Raw genomic sequence first — 18,797 nt, forward strand, 5'->3', positions numbered from 1 at the left:
GGCGAAGATTATGGCGCTGACGGCGACAAGGGGGGCAAATGCTGAAGGGCGCATCAAGAGGTACATCCCTTTCACCTACAAAACGATGATTCCGTACTTGATTCTCGTCCTGTTGACGGACATCGTCATCGGCTCCATCTCGTATACGATGCTGATCGATTCGCGGACCGAGATGGCCGAGACGAACCTTCGAACGGCGATGGAGCAAGCGCGCGAAAATATGGAGTATCAGATGGACGAAATTCAGCGGATGTCCGACACGCTCTTCGGCAGCCTGCCGTTCCAACGCGCGCTGCAGACGAGAGGGGATCCGCTGAATATTTATTTGACGATGCTGGACGAGATCGTGCCGCAGATTCAGTCTCCGCTCCAGCTGTACGGCAACGACATTCGTCTGATTCTGTACGTGACGAACGAGGAATTGAATTACGTGCTGGGTGACGATCTCTCCGAGCCGATCGACGGAGACGACTATTATATTCTCCCTTTCTCGGAGATCGAGAACAGCGAATGGTTCCAATCGTACCGGGAGACCGGAAGAGACAATGGCTGGCTGCAGATCGACACGGACGCGCGCTTGGAAAACCTCTCTCACATTCGCAAGCTGGTGTCTTACAGCGACTATTCGACTGTGATCGGGTACGTGCGCATCACCGCGAAGCTGCCCGACCTGCTGGGAAGCTTCGACGCGCTCCCGGTGGAGGAAGGAATCGCGCTTCGCCTGCGCGATATGTCCTCGGATTCGGTTCTGTTCGAGCGGGGAACGGCCGACCGAAGCGGGACGGGCTACTTAAGCCTGCGCGAGGAAATCCCGGAATCGTCGCTCGCCATCGAAGCGTTCGTTCCTTCCTCTTATTTGACGAAGGACGCGAGCCGGCTCCGGGAAGCGATCGTTGCCGTCTGTCTGCTGAGCTTCGTCGTGATGACCGGCATCGGGCTTGTCGTCGCCAGATTGTCCGGCCGCAAGATGCGGCGAATCGTCGCGCTCGTTCGCTCCTTCGAGGAGGGCAATTTCCGGAAGCGGATTCGCTTCTCCGGCAACGACGAATTCGTACGCATCGCGGATTCCTTCAACGTCATGGCCGGCAGCATCCAGGAGCTGATCAACAGCGTGTACGTGGAAGGCATGCAGAAAAAGCAGGCGGAGCTGGAGGCGCTGCAGGCCCAGATCAACCCTCATTTCCTGTTCAACACCTTGTCGACGATCAGCAGCCTGGCCAATCTAGGAGAGACGCGGAAAGCGACCGAAATGATTCAGCGGCTGTCCCGCTTCTACAGGCTGACGCTGAACAAGGGTCAGGTGTTCATCGCGCTGGAGAAGGAGCTGGAGCAGATTCAGACCTACTTGGATATCCAGCGGGTCAAGTATGCCGACGCGTTTACCGTGCACGTCGACGTCGATCCGGAAATTATGAACGTTAAGGTCATCAAGCTCATTTTTCAGCCGTTCGTCGAAAATATTTTCAAGCATGCCTGGTTCGGGGAAGCGATCACGATCCGGATTGCCGGACACCGGGCAGGCGACCGGATCGAGCTGAAGGTCATCGACGACGGCGTCGGCATGCCTCCGGAGCAGGTGAGGACCATCATGCAGGGGGCCGGCCACGGGGGAGGCTACGGCGTTCGCAACGTGGACGAGCGAATCAAGCTGAGATACGGGAAGGAGTACGGGGTTCGGATCGGCTCCGTCCGCGGCGCCGGGACGACGGTGCTGATCGTCCTTCCGGCATCCGGAGAGCCGTCTGCAGACGCCGAATAGTTGCATAAGTATGATGGATCATTGATTCGCCACATGTTCGTTCAGGAGCATCGTCAGGTATGCTAGGTTAGAGAGTCTACACCTTCTTGGAGGCTGGAGGGAGCATGAGCATTCGCATCTTGCTGGTGGACGACGAAGCGGTAGACCTGGAATGGATGCGGCGCAGAGTCGCCGGCAGTCCGCTCGATCTGCAGATCGTCGGCGCGGTGAATACCGGATTTATGGCGTTGAAGGTGCTGGAGCAGGAGCAGGCGGACATCATTCTGTCGGACATCCGCATGCCGATTCTGTCGGGCATCGACTTTGCCCGCAGGGCGAAGAAGCTCCAGCCTAACGTGAAGATCGTATTCGTCAGCGGCCACGAGGATTTCGGCTACGCCAAGGAGGCGATCGAGATCGCCGCTTCGGGATATCTTCTGAAGCCGGTCGAGGACCGGGAGCTTTACGAACTGCTTGGGAGCGTGTGCGGACAGATCGAACAGGAGCGGGAGCAGAGCCGTTCGGTGCTGCAGGCGCTGTCGCTCGTCAACGAGGAGCTGCTGCTGCGCTGGCTGAACGGGGCCGACGGCGGTCCGCTCGTTCGGAGCCTGCTCGCTCCGCTCTGCGAGACGGGCGTAGCTGTCGCCATGATCGAGATCGACGATCTGGAGCTGAATTTGCAAGGGAACTCCGAGGACGAGATCCGGCAGAGAATCGGGCGGGTCGCCGAGCGCCTCCGGCGATTCGCCTCCGATCGTCAGGCCGGCATGCTTCTGCCGGACCCTCGCGGCCGGTTCGTTCTGCTGACGGCGGCTTCCGAGGAGCTCGGCGAAAGCTTGCTTCAGGAGCTGATTCGGGAAGTGCGGGAGAAGCTGCCGTTCACCGTAACGGTCGGAGCGGGCGCGTTCGCGCAGAACGAGGAGGAGCTGCTCGCATCGTATCGGCAGGCCAAGGCGGCGCTCAGCGCCAAATGGCTGCTCGGCAAAAACCGCCTCATCCGCGGCGTATCGGAGGCGTCGGCCAGAGGCAAGCTTGCGGTGAGCTTCGGCGATACGGTCGACCGGCTGCTCGAAGCCATTCTGCAATACGATCTTGTCGCGATCGACGATGCCCTGCTCGAGCTGTTCGACGATTCGGCGCCGACCGCGAAGGGCGAAGCTTACGATCTGATCGTAAGAATCACCTCGAGGCTCCATGCCGGGCTTGCCGCGATGAACGAGGATTTGTACGAGCTGCTGAAATGGGAGTCGCACCAGCCGATGCGGCTGTTTCAATTCGAGACGATCCACGACATCCTTTCTTGGATTCGCCGGCGGCTGTTCGAGTTGTCGGAGCTGCTCTATTCCAGGAAGCAAAGGCAAAAACGCAAGCTGATCGAGGAGATTATGCGCTACGTCGAGGAACGGCTGGATCAGAAGATCACGTTGAAGGAGACTGCCGCCTATTTCGATTTTACGCCGAACTATCTCGGTCACCTGTTCCTCGAGGAGACCGGCGTACATTTCAGCCAATACTTGAACGAACGGAAGATGCGCAGAGTGTGCGAGCTTCTCTCCGACCCTACGCTTAAAATCTACGAAATCGCCGACCGCTCCGGCTATAAGAACATTCTTTATTTCAATCGGCAATTCAAGCAGGCGACGGGCATGACGCCGGGCGAGTACAGGAAGAAGCATAAAATCTAGCGCTGCGTTCAAGGAGGGGGAGTCATGGGAGGCCAATCGCGCGTGCGAAAGCTGGCCGTCATTCTCGTCTCGGCGCTTCTGCTGGGCGCCTGCGGCGGCGAAAGCGGGTTCGGAGGCGGGGCGAACGGAAGGACGGGCGGCCAGGAGTCCGGGGACGACCCGGCGGCGCCCGGATCGGAGCAGGCTGTCCGCGATCCGGACATCGGCGAGGAGGTCCGGCTGAGGATGCTGCTCATCGGCGACAAGCCTGCGGACTACGAGGAGGTGTTCGGACGGCTCAACTTGCTGCTTAAGGACAAAATCAACGCCGCCGTCGAGGTCGAATTTCTCGACTGGTCGGACTGGTCTCAGAAATACCCGCTGAAATTCGCGGCGAAAGAAAGCTTCGATATCGCGTATACCGCGAATTGGGCCTTCTACTACGATCAGGCGCTTAAGGGCGGCTTTCTGGAGCTGACCGGCGATTTGCTCGCCCGCTATGCTCCCCGAACGTGGGAACGGATGCCGGACATCGCCTGGAGGCAGGCGAAGGTGGAGGGCAAGCTGTACATGGTTCCGAACAACGATCAGGAAATGACCGACAAAGCGGTCATCATCCGCGACGACCTGCGCAAAAAGTACCATCTCGAGCCGGTGAGCGATCCGGAGACGTTCGCCGCTTACTTGAAGGCGGTCGGAACGGGAGAGCCGGGAATCTCCGCGTTCGGCGCCAAGCCGGCGGACGGCTGGAAGTGGCACGAGCTGGATCAAATTTTGCTGGAGCAGCAAAACGAGTGGAATCTGGTCGACTACAGCATTCCGTTCGCCTATCGGCTGGACGATCCGGAGGGACGGGTATTCAACGTCTACGAGACGCCGGAGTTTCGGGAGCTGATCGCGTACTACAAGGATTTGGCGGACCGCAGCGGCTGGTCGAAAAACGTCATTACGAACAAAACCGACGTGTGGCAGAGCATGCTGGCCGGCAAAACCGGATCCTACGCGCAAAACTTGCGAACCTTGGCGCTTAATCTCGTCGAAATGCGCCGCGACCGCCCGGAGTTCGAAGGCGCGATCGCCGACTTGACCCCGGGCAAGGGGAAGATCGGGTCGATCTCCACCCAGAACGGATTGGCGATCCATGCCGAGTCGAAGCACGTCGAGCGCTCGTTGATGCTGATCGACCTGCTGCAGAACGACAAGGAAATCCATGATCTGGCGATGTACGGCATCGCCGGCAAGCATTATGAGCCGGTGGGCGAGGACAAAATGCGGAGCGGGCCGTATGCTGCCAACTATGCGAGCTTCTCCAGTTGGGGATGGGACTCTCCCCTGAACCGGACGGATGCCGATTTCCCGGAAGAAGCGGCGGCCATTCACGACAGATGGCTGGACGAAAGGGTCCACTTTCCGCTGGAGACGTTCGTGTTTAACGACGCCGGCGTGAAGCCCGAGGTGGCGAATGTCGGCAACGTCATGCTTCGATACGCCATTCCGCTGGAATACGGGCTGATCCAGGATCTGGACAAGGGCAGGGACGAATTGATCAGACAGCTGAAGACCGCGGGCATCGAGAAGATCGGGCGGGAGCTGCAGGCGCAGATCGACGCGTTTCTTTCGATGCAGCTTTGATTCAACTCATATTTTGCAAAATAGAGGGGATGAGCGAAGATGGCAAGGAATAGCGACTCCAACAAAAGAAACGGCGGTATCGGGAAGTTTCCTCCGATCAGCGCCAAACTGCCGGCGATTATGCACGGCGCGGACTACAACCCGGATCAGTGGCTTCACGATCCGAAGGTGCTTGAGGAGGATATTCGCCTGATGAAGCTGGCGGGCTGCAACGTGATGTCGGTCGGCATCTTCGCTTGGGCGGCGTTGGAGCCGGAGGAGGGCCGCTTCGAATTCGGCTGGCTTGACCGCGTGCTGGACGCGTTCGCGGACAACGGGATCTACGCCTGGTTGGCGACGCCGAGCGGGGCCAGGCCGACCTGGATGTCGCAGAAATATCCGGAAGTGCTGCGGGTCGGAGCGAACCGCGTCCGGAACCTGCACGGCCTGCGGCACAATCACTGCTATTCTTCGCCGGTGTACCGGGAGAAGACGGCTCTGATGAATGCGAAGCTGGCCGAGCGGTACGCGCATCATCCGGCCGTCGTAGGCTGGCACATCTCGAACGAGTTCGGCGGCGAATGCCATTGCGACTACTGTCAGGAAGCGTTCCGAGAGTGGCTTAAGGCCAAATACGGCACGCTAGAAGCGCTGAACCTGGCTTGGTGGACCGCCTTCTGGAGCCATACGTATACGGATTGGTCGCAGCTGGAATCGCCGGCGCCGCACGGAGAGACGATGGTGCACGGCCATAATCTGGATTGGCGGCGGTTCGTGACCGACCGGACGCTCGATTTCTACAGGCACGAGATCAGGCCGCTCAAGGCGGCCAATCCGGAGCTGCCCTGCACGACGAATATGATGGACTTATTTTACGACCTCGACTATCGCGCGTTCGCGGACGAGCTGGACGTCGTCTCCTGGGACGCCTATCCAACCTGGCACGAGGCCGAGTCGGACGCAGGAGTCGCCTCGTGGTTCTCCTTTAACCACGATCTGTTCCGCTCGCTGAAGAAGAAGCCGTTCATGCTGATGGAGAGCACGCCGAGCCTGACGAACTGGCAGCCGGTGAGCAAGCTGAAGCGTCCCGGCATGCATCGCTTGTCCTCTCTGCAGGCGGTGGCGCACGGCGCCGATACGGTGCAGTATTTTCAGTGGCGCAAGAGCCGCGGCTCCAGCGAGAAGTTTCACGGCGCCGTCGTCGATCATGCCGGGCACGAGCATACGCGCGTGTTCGGGGACGTGGCCGAGCTGGGCCGCACCCTGGCGGGACTAGCGGATCTCGTGGGCACGCCGGTGCCGGCCGAAGCGGCCATCCTGTTCGACTGGGATAACCGTTGGGCGGTCAACGACGCGCAAGGCCCGCGCAATTGCGGCATCCATTACGAGAAGACGGTGATGCAGCATTACCGGGCGCTCTGGGAGCTGGGCGTGCCGACCGACATCGTCGGCTCCGGCGACGACCTGGGCGGGTACAAGCTGCTGCTCGTTCCGATGGCCTATCTGCTGCGCGAGGAGACCGGGCGGAAGATCGAGCGGTTCGTACGGGACGGGGGCGCCGCGGCGGTCACCTATTGGAGCGGCGTCGTGAACGAGAACGACCTGTGCCATCTCGGCGGCTTTCCGGGACCTCTGCGCCGGACCGTCGGCATCTGGGCCGAGGAGATCGAGGGGCTGTACGACAGCGACCGCAATGCGGCCGTGATGGAGGCCGGCAACGCGCTCGGCTTCGAAGGGAGCTTCGAGGTGCGCGAGCTGTGCGAGCTCATCCACGCCGAGACGGCGGAGGTGCTGGCTGTATACGGCAGCGACTTCTATGCGGGGCGTCCGGCGCTGACGGTGAACCGTCTTGGGGACGGCGCGGCGTATTATTTGGCGGCAAGGATTATGGACGAGGCTTTCTATCGGGCGTTCTACGGCAAGCTTGTACAAGAGGCGGGCGTTCTCCGGGCCCTCGACGGGGAGCTTCCGCCGGGAGTAACCGCCCAAATGCGCAGCGACGGCGCGGCCGACTTCGTCTTCCTGCTGAACTTCTCGGGCGGCGCGGCGGCGGTCGAGCTCGACCAAGCCGGGTACGAGGATATGGAGACGGGCGAACGCGCGTCCGGGCGGATCGACCTTCCGGCCAACGGCGCGCGCATCCTGCGGCGGAAGACGGCTGCCAGCGAGAGTTAGACCACCCAGGATCGAGCCTCGTTAACGAGCCGGAAAGCTTCTGCTCCGGCCCGATCCATGACGAACGAACTGCGGCACAATCCGCGAGCGAGGTTTAACCTGAGCCTGCGGATTGTGTTTTTTTGCGACGAACTAATGGATGGACATCATATCGCACCGGCAGCGTCGACAGGCGAAGCTTTGTCGAAACTCGTAGGGCTAGTAAACCCCAACTATTCCGTTTATTATTAAGAAGAGAAAGAGGACAAACAGAGAGGGAGGAGTCTCGACGCTTGGATTTTTCCTTTGAAATCTTGGATTCTTCGACGATTAATATCCGATTCAATTACGGAGGAACCTGGTTCGAATTTAACTTGTTCCTTCAGCAGGAGCAGTGGATTTTGCATCCTTACGACGCCAGCCTGCTGGGCAACCCGGAGATGTGCCGTCTGGTCGTCGCCGATCTGCTCGCCAACAAAGCTTTTCAGGTCATGCTGGCCAAGGAACGGATCCTGCTCTCGAATCTTCGCACTTCCGTCGACGTCTCGGGAGACCGTCTGGAACGCATTCCTTCGGAGCGATCCGGCCGGGGACCGGAGCCGGAGCCCGCGGACGATCTCGACCGCTGGATTCAAAGCCATTCCTTTGAAGAAATCGTCCGGCAGGAGCAGCAAGGACTCCAAGAGCGTCTCCAACTCTACCAGACGCTGCTTCAGAGGATGTTCTACGAGAATATGGGCCCCGGCGAAGAGGAGTTCGACAAAGTCCAGGAAATGACGCGCATTTTTAAAGACGCCTTCGGCAGACTGAACGAATTGATCGATTCTTCGGGAGACGGGTATAAGGACCGTTTCTCGGGAAGACGTCGATTTTAATGGATAGGAGGGCTTATTATGAAATACAACTTGCTGTACCAGGGCGCGTTCGCCATGCTGAAGGTGGAGCTGGAGGCCGGAGAGAGCCTGAAGGCCGAATCGGGAGCGATGGTGTCCATGTCGCCCCATATCGACGTCAAAGGAACGGCGGACGGCGGCATTATGGCGGGACTCGGGAGAATGCTCAGCGGCGAGACGTTCTTCTTCCAGGAGCTGTCGGCGAACCGCGGGGGAGGAGAGGTGCTGCTCGCGCCGTCGTCGATCGGAGACATTCAGGCTGTTGAACTGGACGGCTCCTATCGTCTTCTCGTCCAGAAGGACGGCTTCCTCGCCGGAACGAGCGGCATTCAGGTGAATACGAAAATGCAGAACCTAAGCCGCGGGCTGCTGTCCGGCGAAGGCTTCTTCATTATCGAGATCAGCGGGAAGGGCACGGTGTTCCTCGCTTCGTACGGCTCGATCCATGCGGTTAATCTCCAGCCGGGAGAAGAACGCATTATCGACAACGGTCACCTCGTGGCATGGCCGGACTACGTCCACTATTCGATCGAGAAAGCTTCCAAGGGCTGGTTTTCCAGCATAACGAGCGGGGAGGGTCTCGTATGCCGCTTTCGCGGCGAAGGGGTCGTTCTCATCCAGACCCGCAATCCTTCCGGCTTCGGGAATTGGATCAAGAAGTTTCTGCCGGGCAGATAACGAAAAAAGGTTTTGCGAATTTTCTGTGAATCTCGAACAGACATGCTCTATGATGGTATAATAGGGATTACGAGATTTACGGGGAAGAGGTGTAAAGCCTATGGATATGCAACCCGCAGTCGGCCGAGGCTTGCCGGTCGTCTCTTACGAGCAATTGTTCGAGCATTATAAGGATAAAATATTCAGCTTCGCCTGGAAAATTTTGCGAAGCAAGACCGACACCGAGGAGGCCGTACAGGAGACGTTCCTGAAGCTCTATGTGAACTTCGAACGTCTCGACCCGGCGGGCTCGATCTCCTCGCTCATCTTCACGACGACGAAAAACATTTGCATCGACATGCTGCGCAAGAGGAAGACGAAGCTGACGCTCAGCCATCCCTTGATGAAGCACGAAGGCTGGGAGGATCAGGTCGCCGAAGCCAGCAGGCCGGAGGACGCGCTGATTCTGAAGGAAACGGCGGAGCACCTGCTCGCGGCCATCGACAAGCTGCCGAAGGCCTATCGGCAGATGGTGTTTCAGCGGTATGTGCTGGACATGTCGATGGAAGAGATCGTGGAGATGAACCAGATCAAGATGAACACGGTCAAGTCGCGGCTTAAGCGGGGAAGAGACCTGCTTCGCAAGCAGCTGGACAGGGGTTTGACATGAGAAAGCCGAGAATTCCGGCCGCCGCCGGGCTTCTCGGCTGTATTGCATCGCGGACGTCCGTTATTTCGCCCGGACGCCGGTCTCGTGCACTCCGCAGGAGGATACCGTAATGCTGGCATCCGTTCTCGTCACCGTCCAGTCCCCGCCGCTTTTGTAGTCGACCTGGAGGACGCTTCAGAGGTGAGGAACGACAAGCCCGCCATAGACGAAGGCGCACAGGATGACCAGGGCGGGGTGGATTTTCCGCTTCTCCATCGCCCATAAGGCGACGGCGGCAATCGGAATCGCCTGCCACCAGCCGAGGGACTCGATCGACGTCCTGCCCATCTGCCAGGTCAGCACCAGCATCATGACGGCGATGACCGGCTGCACGAGCAGCGTCATGCCTTTCACGGCCGGCGACTGCCGGTAACGCGCCATTAACCGGAGCAGCACGATGAGCATGACGGCGGAAGGAACGATGGTGGCGGCCAAGGCGACTAACGAGCCGCCGACGCCCGCGACGTCGTAGCCGACGAATGCGGCGATCTTGGTGGCGATCGGGCCGGGCAGCGTGTTGCCGAGCGCGAGCAGGTTGGAGAAATCGGCGTCGGACGTCCACTGGTAATGAGTCACGATCTCCCGATACATAAGCGGAATAGAGGCCGGACCGCCTCCGTAGCCGAGCAGATTGGACAGGAAGAAGCCGGAGAACAGATCGATCAGGTCTTGAAGGCTCATGAGGCTTCTCCCTCCGCTTTCTTCCTCTTAAGCTTGCCGAGGATGCGGAAATGAACGGCGCCGTAGGCTAGAAACAGGACGATGACGACAGCGGGATGGACGGGAACGAGCTGCAGAAGAACGAACGAGACCGCGCAGAAGACGACGACCATTCCTCTGCCGAGTCCCTGATAGGCTTTCTTCGCGAATTCGTAGGCCATGACGCCGAGCATGACGGAGACGACGGGCATGACGGCGGCGATCATCCCCTGAACGACGGGGGAGCGGCTCAGGAAGTTGACGAAGGACAGCAGAACGATCATCGCGATGCCGGAGGGCAGAATGTGGGCGAGACAGGCAACGATGGCGCCGGCAACGCCTTTCTCGCGATAGCCCAAATAAGCCGCCATCTTGGTGGCGATCGGGCCGGGCAGCGCGTTGGCGATCGCCAGCGTCTCTCCGAACTCGTCGTCGTTCATCCAGCGGTACTTGGCGACAGCCTCGTGCCGGATAAGCGGAATGACGGACGGCCCTCCCCCATAGCCGAGCACTCCCGTCTTGCCCATGGCCCACGCCAGTTGGGCGTATTTTTTCGTTCCATCCCTAGCCATACGTTTACAACCTCATCCCCATGCGGCTCTTATAGCGAGTAATCAGCACCTGGCAATCCACGCTGACGACCCCCGGCAGCTTATACAGCTTCCCGTTCAGAAACTGTTCCATCTCCGTATTGTTCACGAATAACGCGTGCATGTGCAGCTTGCTCGGCCCGGTCATATGATACAGGCTCGTCACGGCCGATTCTTCGGCCAAAGCGTCGGCGACGCTCTGCAGACTTCGGGGCTCCACCTCCACGTTAAAGAAAGCCGATACGTGAATGCCCAGTTTCTCGGGATTGATGACGGCCGTAAACCTCTCGATCACCCCTTCCTCCATCAGCGCATGAATGCGGGCTTGGATCGCCACGCGGGAAAGTCCGATCTCCTTGGCAAGATCGGTGTAGGAGATTCGTCCGTTGGCGTTCAGCGCCCTAATGATCTGGCGATCGATGTCGTCGACCTGCATGCCCGGCACCGCCTTTCTCAGTGATTCGGAAAGTGTAAAATTCGCTATCCTTATCCGAATCACCTCCGGCAAAAACGCGATTCCGCGTCTAGAGGACGCCGAAGGCGTTTTTGCATGATGATCCGTATGAATCGCGAAAGATATTAGTTTATTTTATTTTCGATACGTAATAATATACCTCTAATTGACTTCGTTATCAATGTATTGTTTAAATTTATATTTCAATTTGAAAAACATCTCTTCACTGTAACGTCGACAGCAAGGGAAGGGGAAATGACGTTTCGGAGCGGAATACATACGTGGCGCCAAACAGGAACGGATGGCTCCGACCTGCAGAATCCGACTTGGAACGACCTGAAGCGTACGGCACCGTTCTGACGGAGAGGCCGCTGCGGCCCCTGCGCGCAGTCCTGGATCGATTACAGCGAGGTTGACGAAGAAGCTTCCGTCTCGAATGAGTCCGTAAGAGCGGAAGGCGGCGGGCAAGACGGTCGAGGCGTTGGTGAGAAGGGTGGCAGACCAGGTGAAATAATAAAGAAGAACCTGGCAGGCTGAACGGAGCAGCCGATCAGGTTCTTCTTTCATTCGGGCATTCGTCCGGTCCGGCGTCAAATGGTCAAGAGCTCCCGAATCTCTTCCTCGGTCATCGTAGACAGAGCCTCCTGTCCCGGCTCGATCACCTCGTCGACGAGGTGCTTTTTCCGCTGCTGGAGCGCGTACATTTTCTCTTCCACGGTGTCCTGGGCGAGAAGGCGGATGACCTGAACGACGTTTTTTTGCCCCATGCGGTGCGCTCTGTCCGCGGCCTGCTGCTCGACGGCCGGATTCCACCACAGATCGTAGAGGATGACGGTATCGGCTCCGGTCAGGTTCAGGCCGGTTCCTCCCGCCTTCAACGAAATGAGAAACAGTTCGCGCTCGCCGTCGTTAAAACGGCTGCACAGGTCGACCCGCTCCGCCGGCGGGGTCGCTCCGTCCAGATAGAAGAACGAGACCCCTCGATAGCCGAGCTCCCGGGAGATGAGGCTCAGCATTTCGGTAAACTGTGAGAACACGAGCATCCGCTTGCCCGCGCCGCGGCACTCTTCGATCAGCTCCATGAGCTGGTCGAACTTGGCCGATCCGCCCTCGTAGCCTTCCACGAACAGGCCCGGATGACAGCAAAGCTGGCGAAGCCGGGTCAGGCCGGCCAGAATCCGGATGCGGCTTCGGCCGAAGCCCTCCTCATCCAGATGCTTCAGCGTCTCTTTGCGCAGCTTGGCCAGATAGCTCAAGTACAGCTTCTTCTGCTCGGGGAGCAGCACGGAGGACTGCACGGATTCGATCTTCTCGGGCAGCTCCGAGAGCACGTCCGTCTTCAGACGGCGCAGAAGAAACGGTCGTATCCGCCTGGCGACCGCTTCCCGGGACAGCTCCGAGAACGTCCGCCGGTCCTGGAACAGTTCGGGAAAGACGACGTCGCAGATCGACCACAGCTCCTCCAGCGCGTTCTCGATCGGCGTTCCCGTCAGGGCAAACCGGTGACGGGCTTGCAGCGCTTTAACCGAATGAGCGGTCTGGGTCGCGTAGTTTTTGACCGCTTGCGCTTCGTCGAGAATCAGCGTGTGAAAATAAGGCTGCGCGTACGCTTCGGCGTCTCTGCGAAGCAGGGGATAAGAGGTGATCAGGACGTCGACTTGGGAAAGCTCCGAAAGAATGCGGCCGCGCTCGGATTTATCCCCGTCGGCGACGACCGCGCGCACCTCGGGAGCGAATCTCCGCAGCTCGTTCAGCCAGTTGTAGCTGAGCGAAGCGGGACAGACGATAATGGCCGGCTGCCCGTGGCTTCTGATCTCGGATAGCGCCGATACGAGATAGGCGATGCTCTGAAGCGTCTTGCCAAGACCCATATCGTCCGCCAGAATGCCGCCGAAGCGGTAATGCGCCAGCGTTCTGAGCCATTGATAGCCGAACTTCTGGTAATCTCGCAAAATGGGAGCAAGAGTGTCCGGCACGGGAAAATCGAGACTGTCCGGGTTTCGCATGTTTTCCAGCAAGCTTCGCAGAGATTTGCCGAGCTTTAAGGCGGGATCCCGGTTCTCGGCGTCGATCAGATGCAGCCCGCGCACGGCCGGCAGCCGGAATTCCGAACCGTGCAAGCTGCCCTTGTCCACCTTCATCACGGCGATAAAACGGTTGATCGCTTCGTAATCGGGCGTCTCCAGCGGCATTAGCGCTCCGCTAGGGAGTCTGTAATATCTTCTTTTCTCGCTCAAGGCCTGGATCAGATGACGGATTTCCGTCTCCGGCACGCCGTCCAGCTCGAATTTGCACGCCAGCCAATCGGTGCGTTCGTCCACGTCGACGCGAATTCTGGGCGCGCGCCCGGAATGGAGCCTGATTTTCACCGCCGTCGTGGCGTACACCTGAAGCAGCTTCTCCAGCTGCGGAATGACATGGTACAGAAAGTCGTATTGCCCCTCCTCGTCCTCCATCATGTAGCCGCTCTCCGTTTTCATGAAGTTCGCCTGCTCCATCAGATCGAGAATCTGCGCTTCCTTGTCTCCTTCCCGCATCAGGATGAGACTCGTTCCCCGGCTTCTCTCCGGATCTTCGAGCGGGTTGATGACGACTCCTCCGTAATGGAACTCGAGCCCGGCAAGCAGCCGGTCTCTAACCCGGTCGAGGTACAGCTTCGCCTTAAGCGGCGCCTGCACGACTTGGTCGGACACGGTCTTCGAGAGACGAACGCTTCCGATTCTCATGAGGCCGGGAACGACTTTCTCCATGAACGGTGCGATCCGCTCGGGCGGAATCCGGATCGTGCGGGCGTCGCGGGCATTCGCCAGCATCCGCTGAAGCTCGAACAGCCGCCGGCATTGCTCGGGATTCAGCTTGAGCAGCGCGCCTTCGGACAGCACGAGCCCGTAAGGCTCGAGGACGGTCAGCCGGTCGAGTCCGGAGACGTCCAGCCGGTAGCCGGCCGGTTGCGATTCGCTCTCCGTCCCGGCTTTAATCGGGTGAGGGTCGGGGGCCTGGTCCAGATCGAACAGCAGCGGAATCGGCATATCCGAGAGGCGCAGCCCTTCGTAGGACATGCCGTCGTGCTCGAGCCGTACGGATGCCGCCTGCGCAAGCAGAGGAGCCAGCTCCGTCCACGGGGCCGACGGAATCAGCAGCATGCGCTCCCCGCCGGAAGGGATGGACCATGCCGCGTGGACGCCGGCCGACTCGCGGTACATTTTCTCGTTATAATGGATTTCGATAAGCTTGCGAAGGATGGCGTCGTTCGATTCGTGGAAGCAGTGGGCTGCGGGATCGTACGTAAAATGCCTGGAAAACTCGCACCGTTCGCGGCGGTCGACGGATTCCAGAAAGTCCCGCAGCTTCGGAACGACGTACGTACGCTTCACGCCGGCTCTGAGCTCGATGGCGAACATATTTTTACGGTAGCCGTAGGGGAACAGACTGACGATGAATTCCACGTTCAGCGGCTCGCGAGAATCGAAGAGAGTAGGCACTCGGCGGGGGCGGGGCGGCTTGTTGTCGAACAGATCGAGGAGACCGTCCGACAGGGCGGCCTCCGGGGAGACGGCAGCGCGGCTGTCGCTCCTGAGCCGGGCGGAAGCGGGCTTGGCCGGTTGGGCCGCGTTCGGATGAACGGAGCGCTGGAGCTCGTACAAGCTCAGCAGGACGGCGGCGATATGGCGGCAGCTGCTGCTGGCGGACAGGTTCAGACGAAGGCATTCGCAATCGGCCTGGAGGTCTCCGTTGTCCCCCGCCCGGATCTCCACACGAAAGAGGGAGTGTGTGCCTTTGACCGTCGCCGCGCAGACGCGGAGCGCGGGATCGTAGTCGGAGATTGCGACTTTGCCCGCCCGGCAGTCGGCTTCTCCCCTTTCGTAGGAATAGCTCCCGCACATCGTCTTGATGATTCGTTTCGTTAGTTGAAAGCTCATGGGACGACCCCTGCCTTATCTTACTTGTTGTCCTCATGATACCAGAAATGAGCAGGGGGGACGACTTTCCGGGACGGGGGAACACTTGGCGCAGTTGGCGATCGCTTCCTTCGAGCCCCAGCGGACGCCTGGGCCGGGAATCAACTGCGCTCCGCCAGAGCGGCGAGCGAGTGCAGTCTTTCCTGGCGTCCCGGCAGCTGGGACAGGAAGACGCGCAGATCGGGAAACTCGCTGAGGTTAAGCGTGTAGTAAACCCACTGGCCTCGCTTCTCCTCGCTGATGAGCCCGGCTGCCCTCAGCTTGCGAAGATGCTGGCTGGCATTCGGCTGGCTTGTGCCCAGCAGCTCGACGATATCCGAGACGCACAGGTCTTTCTCCTGAAGCAAGCCCAAAATCGCCAGTCGCGTACGATCTCCCAACAGCTTCAGCAGCTCCGCCATATCTCCCAATCGATCGCTCATTTCTCGAACTCCTCTCACGTGACAGCACTCGATGTTGGTGCGCTAGATTCGCATATAATGATACATTAATTTATAGCATAAAAGACTAACGAGATAAAGTTAGTTTAGAGGCATGCTAGATGTATGCCAGCTTGCTGAACGTATGCCCGACGCATCCGTTCGAAAACTAGAGAGACGTAGGGACGGCGATAAGTAAAGTGTGGAGGGGATACGACGGCATTAACCGGATTAGGCGGCATTTTCGTTGAGGCGGACATCACGCGGAGTATGATTGGCGAGCCGGGAGCGTCTGAGCGCGTAACGCCGTCCGGCATGTCTGCCCGCGGATTGCTCCGCTCAGAGGCTCACTGCCCGCGAGCCCGCCCGATGCGAGTCGCCGAGCCCGGGTCCCGCTCCGAGCCTCGCTGCCGCGAGCCCACGAGCGTATCGGGGCACATGGCCCGGCGTATCGCGCAGCTCGGTGAGCGTATCGGGGCACATGGCCCGGCGTGTCACGCGGCTTGGCGAGGGCACGCGGGCATACGGCCCGGCAGGGGAGCCCCGGTCGGTGCGTGAGAAGGCAGACATTAGGCCGACTTGAGGCGGGTGAAGAAGCCGGAGATGGCCATTTCGGCGGCGCCCATCATGGCCGAACGTTCGCCGAGCTCGGCGAAGAGGAGCTGCACCTTGCGCAGGTGGAAGCCGAGCGCGCGCTGTACGACGGTTTGGCGCAGGGCGTGCTCCAGCCAAGGGCGGGCCTGGCTCATCCGGTTGCCGATGACGACGGCGTCGGGGTTGAAGACGTTGACGATGTTGGCGATCCCGATGCCCAAATACTCGCCGATACCCGCCAACAGCTCCTGAACGTCCTCTCTTCCGGAATGGGCAGCCGCGAGCAGCTCCTCCAGATCGCCGAAGCCGAGCGGGGCCGCCTGCTTCAGCAGCGCCTGCTCCGAGGCGTACAGCTCCCAGCAGCCCCGATTGCCGCAGGTGCAGCTTTTGCCGTGAGCTTCGATGGACAGATGCCCCATTTCTCCTGAGTAGCCTGCCGAGCCTTTATACAGCGATTTATGCAAAATCAGCCCCGTGCCGATCCCGATGCCGACGCTGACGTAGACCAGATTGGCGATGCTCCGGCCGGCTCCGTATTTCTGCTCTCCCAGAGCTCCCGCATTAGCCTCGTTATCGATCGTAACCGGCAGATCGAATCGCTCCGTCAGCAAACGCTGGAGAGGCACGTCCCGCCAGCCCAGATTCGGGGCCAGCAATATCGCTCCGCGCTCGTCGACGAGCCCCGGAACGCCGACTCCGATGCCGACGATGCCGTAAGGGCTGGAGGGAGCCGACTCCGCCAGCTCCCGGATGCACCCGCACAGCTGCTCGAACGCCGCCTCCGGCTCCTGATCGCGAAGCGGCAGCGTCGTCTCCTTCACGATGCCGCCCCGAAGATCGGTTAGCGCGCCCCGGATATAGTTAACCCCCAGATCGATCCCGACGGCGTATCCGGACGAGGCGACGAATTCGAGCATCACCGGTTTTCGTCCTCCGCTCGATTGGCCGGTGCCGATCTCCCGCACGAGCGCCCCGTCGATCAAATCCTGGACGAGGCTGGACACGGTCGCTTTGTTCAGTCCCGATTGCTCGGAGATTTGAGCGCGGGAGAGGGGCGAGCCTCTCAAAATACATTCCAGCACGATGGCTGTATTGATACGCTTAATGAGCGCTTGGTCGCCTGTCGGTGTCGTCATCACGTCTCTGAAGCTCCTTCGGATCCGGCAAAACGAGATCTGTTTCCGGTAAAATGAGAATGGTCAAGTCTCCGCCATTATATCACAATTCATTTTTCTAAACTTTGTTTATTGGATAGACAAACTAAGCGAGAGCGTGGTATGCTGATACCAGATTAAAAAATGATATCGCTTTCAAGGAGGCCTGTCGAAAGATGAGCAAATTCCCTAACGTTCCTAAAATCCAGTACGAGGGACGCGACTCGAGAAATCCGTTCGCCTTCCGTCATTACAATCCGCAAGAGGTCGTACTCGGCAAAACGATGGAGGAGCATCTGCGTTTCGCCGTCGCTTATTGGCACACGTTCAACGCGAACGGCAGCGATCCGTTCGGCGTCGGCACGGCGGTGCGGAGCTGGGATTCGCTTTCGCCGCTGGATAAGTCGAAGGCGCGCGTGGAGGCCAACTTCGAGCTGCTGGAGAAGCTGAACGTTCCGTTCTACGCCTTCCACGACGTGGACATCGCACCGGAAGGCGCGACGCTGGCCGAGACGAACAAAAACCTCGACATCATCGTCGCCATGCTGAAGGACTATCAGAAATCGACGGGCAAGAAGCTGCTGTGGAATACGGTGAACCTGTTCACGCATCCGCGTTACGTTCATGGCGCCAGCACGACGAACAACGCGGAGGTGTTCGCTTACGCGGCGGCGACGCTGAAGAAGGGACTGGAGGTCGGCAAGGAGCTCGGTGCAGAGAACTATGTGTTCTGGGGCGGCCGCGAGGGCTACGAGTCGCTGCTGAACACCGATATGAAGCTGGAGCTCGACAATCTGGCCCGCTTCCTGCATCTGGCGGTCGATTACGCCAAGGAGATCGGCTTCGACGCTCAATTCCTGATCGAGCCCAAGCCGAAGGAGCCGTCCAAGCACCAGTACGACTTCGACGCCGCTACGGCGATCGCGTTCCTGCAAAGCTACGGCCTGAAGGATCACTTCAAGCTGAACATCGAGGCGAACCATGCGACGCTGGCCGGACATACGTTCGAGCACGAGCTTCGCGTGGCCAGCATCAACGGCATGCTCGGCTCGATCGACGCCAACCAAGGCGATCTGCTGCTGGGCTGGGATACGGACGAATTCCCGACCGATCTCGTCGCGACGACGCTGGCGATGTACGAGATTTTGAAAAACGGCGGTCTCGGACGCGGCGGCGTCAACTTCGACGCGAAGGTTCGCCGTTCTTCCTTCGAGGACGAGGACTTGTTCTTCGCGCATATCGCCGGCATGGATACGTACGCCCGCGGACTGAAAGCGGCGGCGAAGCTGATCGAGGACCGGGTGCTCGACGACATTGTGGCCAAGCGATACAGCAGCTTCAGCGAGGGCATCGGCGCCGACATCGTATCCGGCAAAGCAACGCTGAAGTCGCTGGAAGCGTACGCGCTGCAGGCGAAGCCGATTCGCAACGAGTCCGGACGTCTGGAGCAGATCAAGGCGAGCCTGAACGATATCATCTATAGCGTATAAGAGGAGAACGAC

Annotated in this window: 15 protein-coding genes; 8 read left to right on the forward strand and 7 right to left on the reverse strand. The window is 59.5% G+C overall.

Annotated features, from left to right (window positions below; translation table 11 throughout):
- Window positions 1-10 precede the first annotated feature (10 nt).
- The 7 genes from ACFO3S_RS09605 (at window position 11) to ACFO3S_RS09635 (ending at window position 9,387) form a co-directional block, all read left to right on the forward strand.
- The gene (locus ACFO3S_RS09605) at window positions 11-1,759 is read left to right on the forward strand and encodes a sensor histidine kinase (protein WP_378094788.1); all 1,749 of its coding nucleotides are present in this window, start codon (window positions 11-13) and stop codon (window positions 1,757-1,759) included.
- Between the two features lie 104 nt (window positions 1,760-1,863).
- On the forward strand, window positions 1,864-3,423 hold the full coding sequence (locus ACFO3S_RS09610) for a response regulator (RefSeq protein WP_378094790.1): 1,560 nt from the start codon (window positions 1,864-1,866) through the stop codon (window positions 3,421-3,423).
- A 24-nt stretch (window positions 3,424-3,447) separates the two neighbouring features.
- Window positions 3,448-5,034: an ABC transporter substrate-binding protein gene (locus ACFO3S_RS09615; protein ID WP_378094792.1), complete on the forward strand. Its 1,587-nt coding sequence runs from the start codon at window positions 3,448-3,450 to the stop codon at window positions 5,032-5,034.
- Window positions 5,035-5,073: 39 nt separating this feature from the next.
- Window positions 5,074-7,188, forward strand: a complete 2,115-nt coding sequence (locus ACFO3S_RS09620) for a beta-galactosidase (RefSeq protein WP_378094794.1) — start codon at window positions 5,074-5,076, stop codon at window positions 7,186-7,188.
- A gap of 272 nt (window positions 7,189-7,460) precedes the next feature.
- Complete coding sequence (locus ACFO3S_RS09625; RefSeq protein WP_378094796.1) at window positions 7,461-8,042, forward strand: hypothetical protein; 582 nt, start codon at window positions 7,461-7,463, stop codon at window positions 8,040-8,042.
- A gap of 18 nt (window positions 8,043-8,060) precedes the next feature.
- Complete coding sequence (locus ACFO3S_RS09630; protein WP_378094798.1) at window positions 8,061-8,738, forward strand: TIGR00266 family protein; 678 nt, start codon at window positions 8,061-8,063, stop codon at window positions 8,736-8,738.
- A gap of 100 nt (window positions 8,739-8,838) precedes the next feature.
- Window positions 8,839-9,387, forward strand: a complete 549-nt coding sequence (locus tag ACFO3S_RS09635; protein WP_378094800.1) for an RNA polymerase sigma factor — start codon at window positions 8,839-8,841, stop codon at window positions 9,385-9,387.
- A 174-nt stretch (window positions 9,388-9,561) separates the two neighbouring features.
- Here the strand turns inward: ACFO3S_RS09635 and ACFO3S_RS09640 are convergent, their stop codons facing one another.
- The 7 genes from ACFO3S_RS09640 to ACFO3S_RS09670 form a co-directional block, all read right to left on the reverse strand.
- A complete protein-coding gene (locus ACFO3S_RS09640; RefSeq protein WP_378094802.1) occupies window positions 9,562-10,107 on the reverse strand; it encodes a chromate transporter in 546 nt (181 codons plus the stop codon).
- Window positions 10,104-10,697, reverse strand: a complete 594-nt coding sequence (locus ACFO3S_RS09645) for a chromate transporter (RefSeq protein ID WP_378094804.1) — start codon at window positions 10,695-10,697, stop codon at window positions 10,104-10,106. The genes ACFO3S_RS09640 and ACFO3S_RS09645 overlap by 4 nt, the downstream gene beginning before the upstream one ends.
- A 4-nt stretch (window positions 10,698-10,701) precedes the next feature.
- Complete coding sequence (locus ACFO3S_RS09650; protein ID WP_378094806.1) at window positions 10,702-11,151, reverse strand: Lrp/AsnC family transcriptional regulator; 450 nt, start codon at window positions 11,149-11,151, stop codon at window positions 10,702-10,704.
- A 180-nt stretch (window positions 11,152-11,331) separates the two neighbouring features.
- Complete coding sequence (locus ACFO3S_RS09655; RefSeq protein WP_378094808.1) at window positions 11,332-11,736, reverse strand: hypothetical protein; 405 nt, start codon at window positions 11,734-11,736, stop codon at window positions 11,332-11,334.
- Between the two features lie 23 nt (window positions 11,737-11,759).
- A complete protein-coding gene (locus tag ACFO3S_RS09660) occupies window positions 11,760-15,089 on the reverse strand; it encodes a DEAD/DEAH box helicase (protein WP_378094810.1) in 3,330 nt (1,109 codons plus the stop codon).
- Between the two features lie 140 nt (window positions 15,090-15,229).
- Window positions 15,230-15,550, reverse strand: coding sequence for an ArsR/SmtB family transcription factor (locus ACFO3S_RS09665; protein WP_378094813.1), 321 nt, complete (start codon window positions 15,548-15,550; stop codon window positions 15,230-15,232).
- A 566-nt stretch (window positions 15,551-16,116) separates the two neighbouring features.
- Entirely contained in the window at window positions 16,117-17,277 is a 1,161-nt protein-coding gene (locus ACFO3S_RS09670) for an ROK family protein (protein WP_378094815.1), read from the reverse strand.
- Between the two features lie 194 nt (window positions 17,278-17,471).
- On the opposite strand from ACFO3S_RS09670, the gene xylA reads away from it, so the two are divergent.
- Entirely contained in the window at window positions 17,472-18,785 is a 1,314-nt protein-coding gene (gene xylA, locus ACFO3S_RS09675) for a xylose isomerase (RefSeq protein ID WP_378094818.1), read from the forward strand.
- Window positions 18,786-18,797: the final 12 nt, after the last annotated feature.

It is taken from the genome of Cohnella hongkongensis, from assembly GCF_042654645.1.
Lineage (GTDB): Bacteria > Bacillota > Bacilli > Paenibacillales > Paenibacillaceae > Cohnella > Cohnella hongkongensis.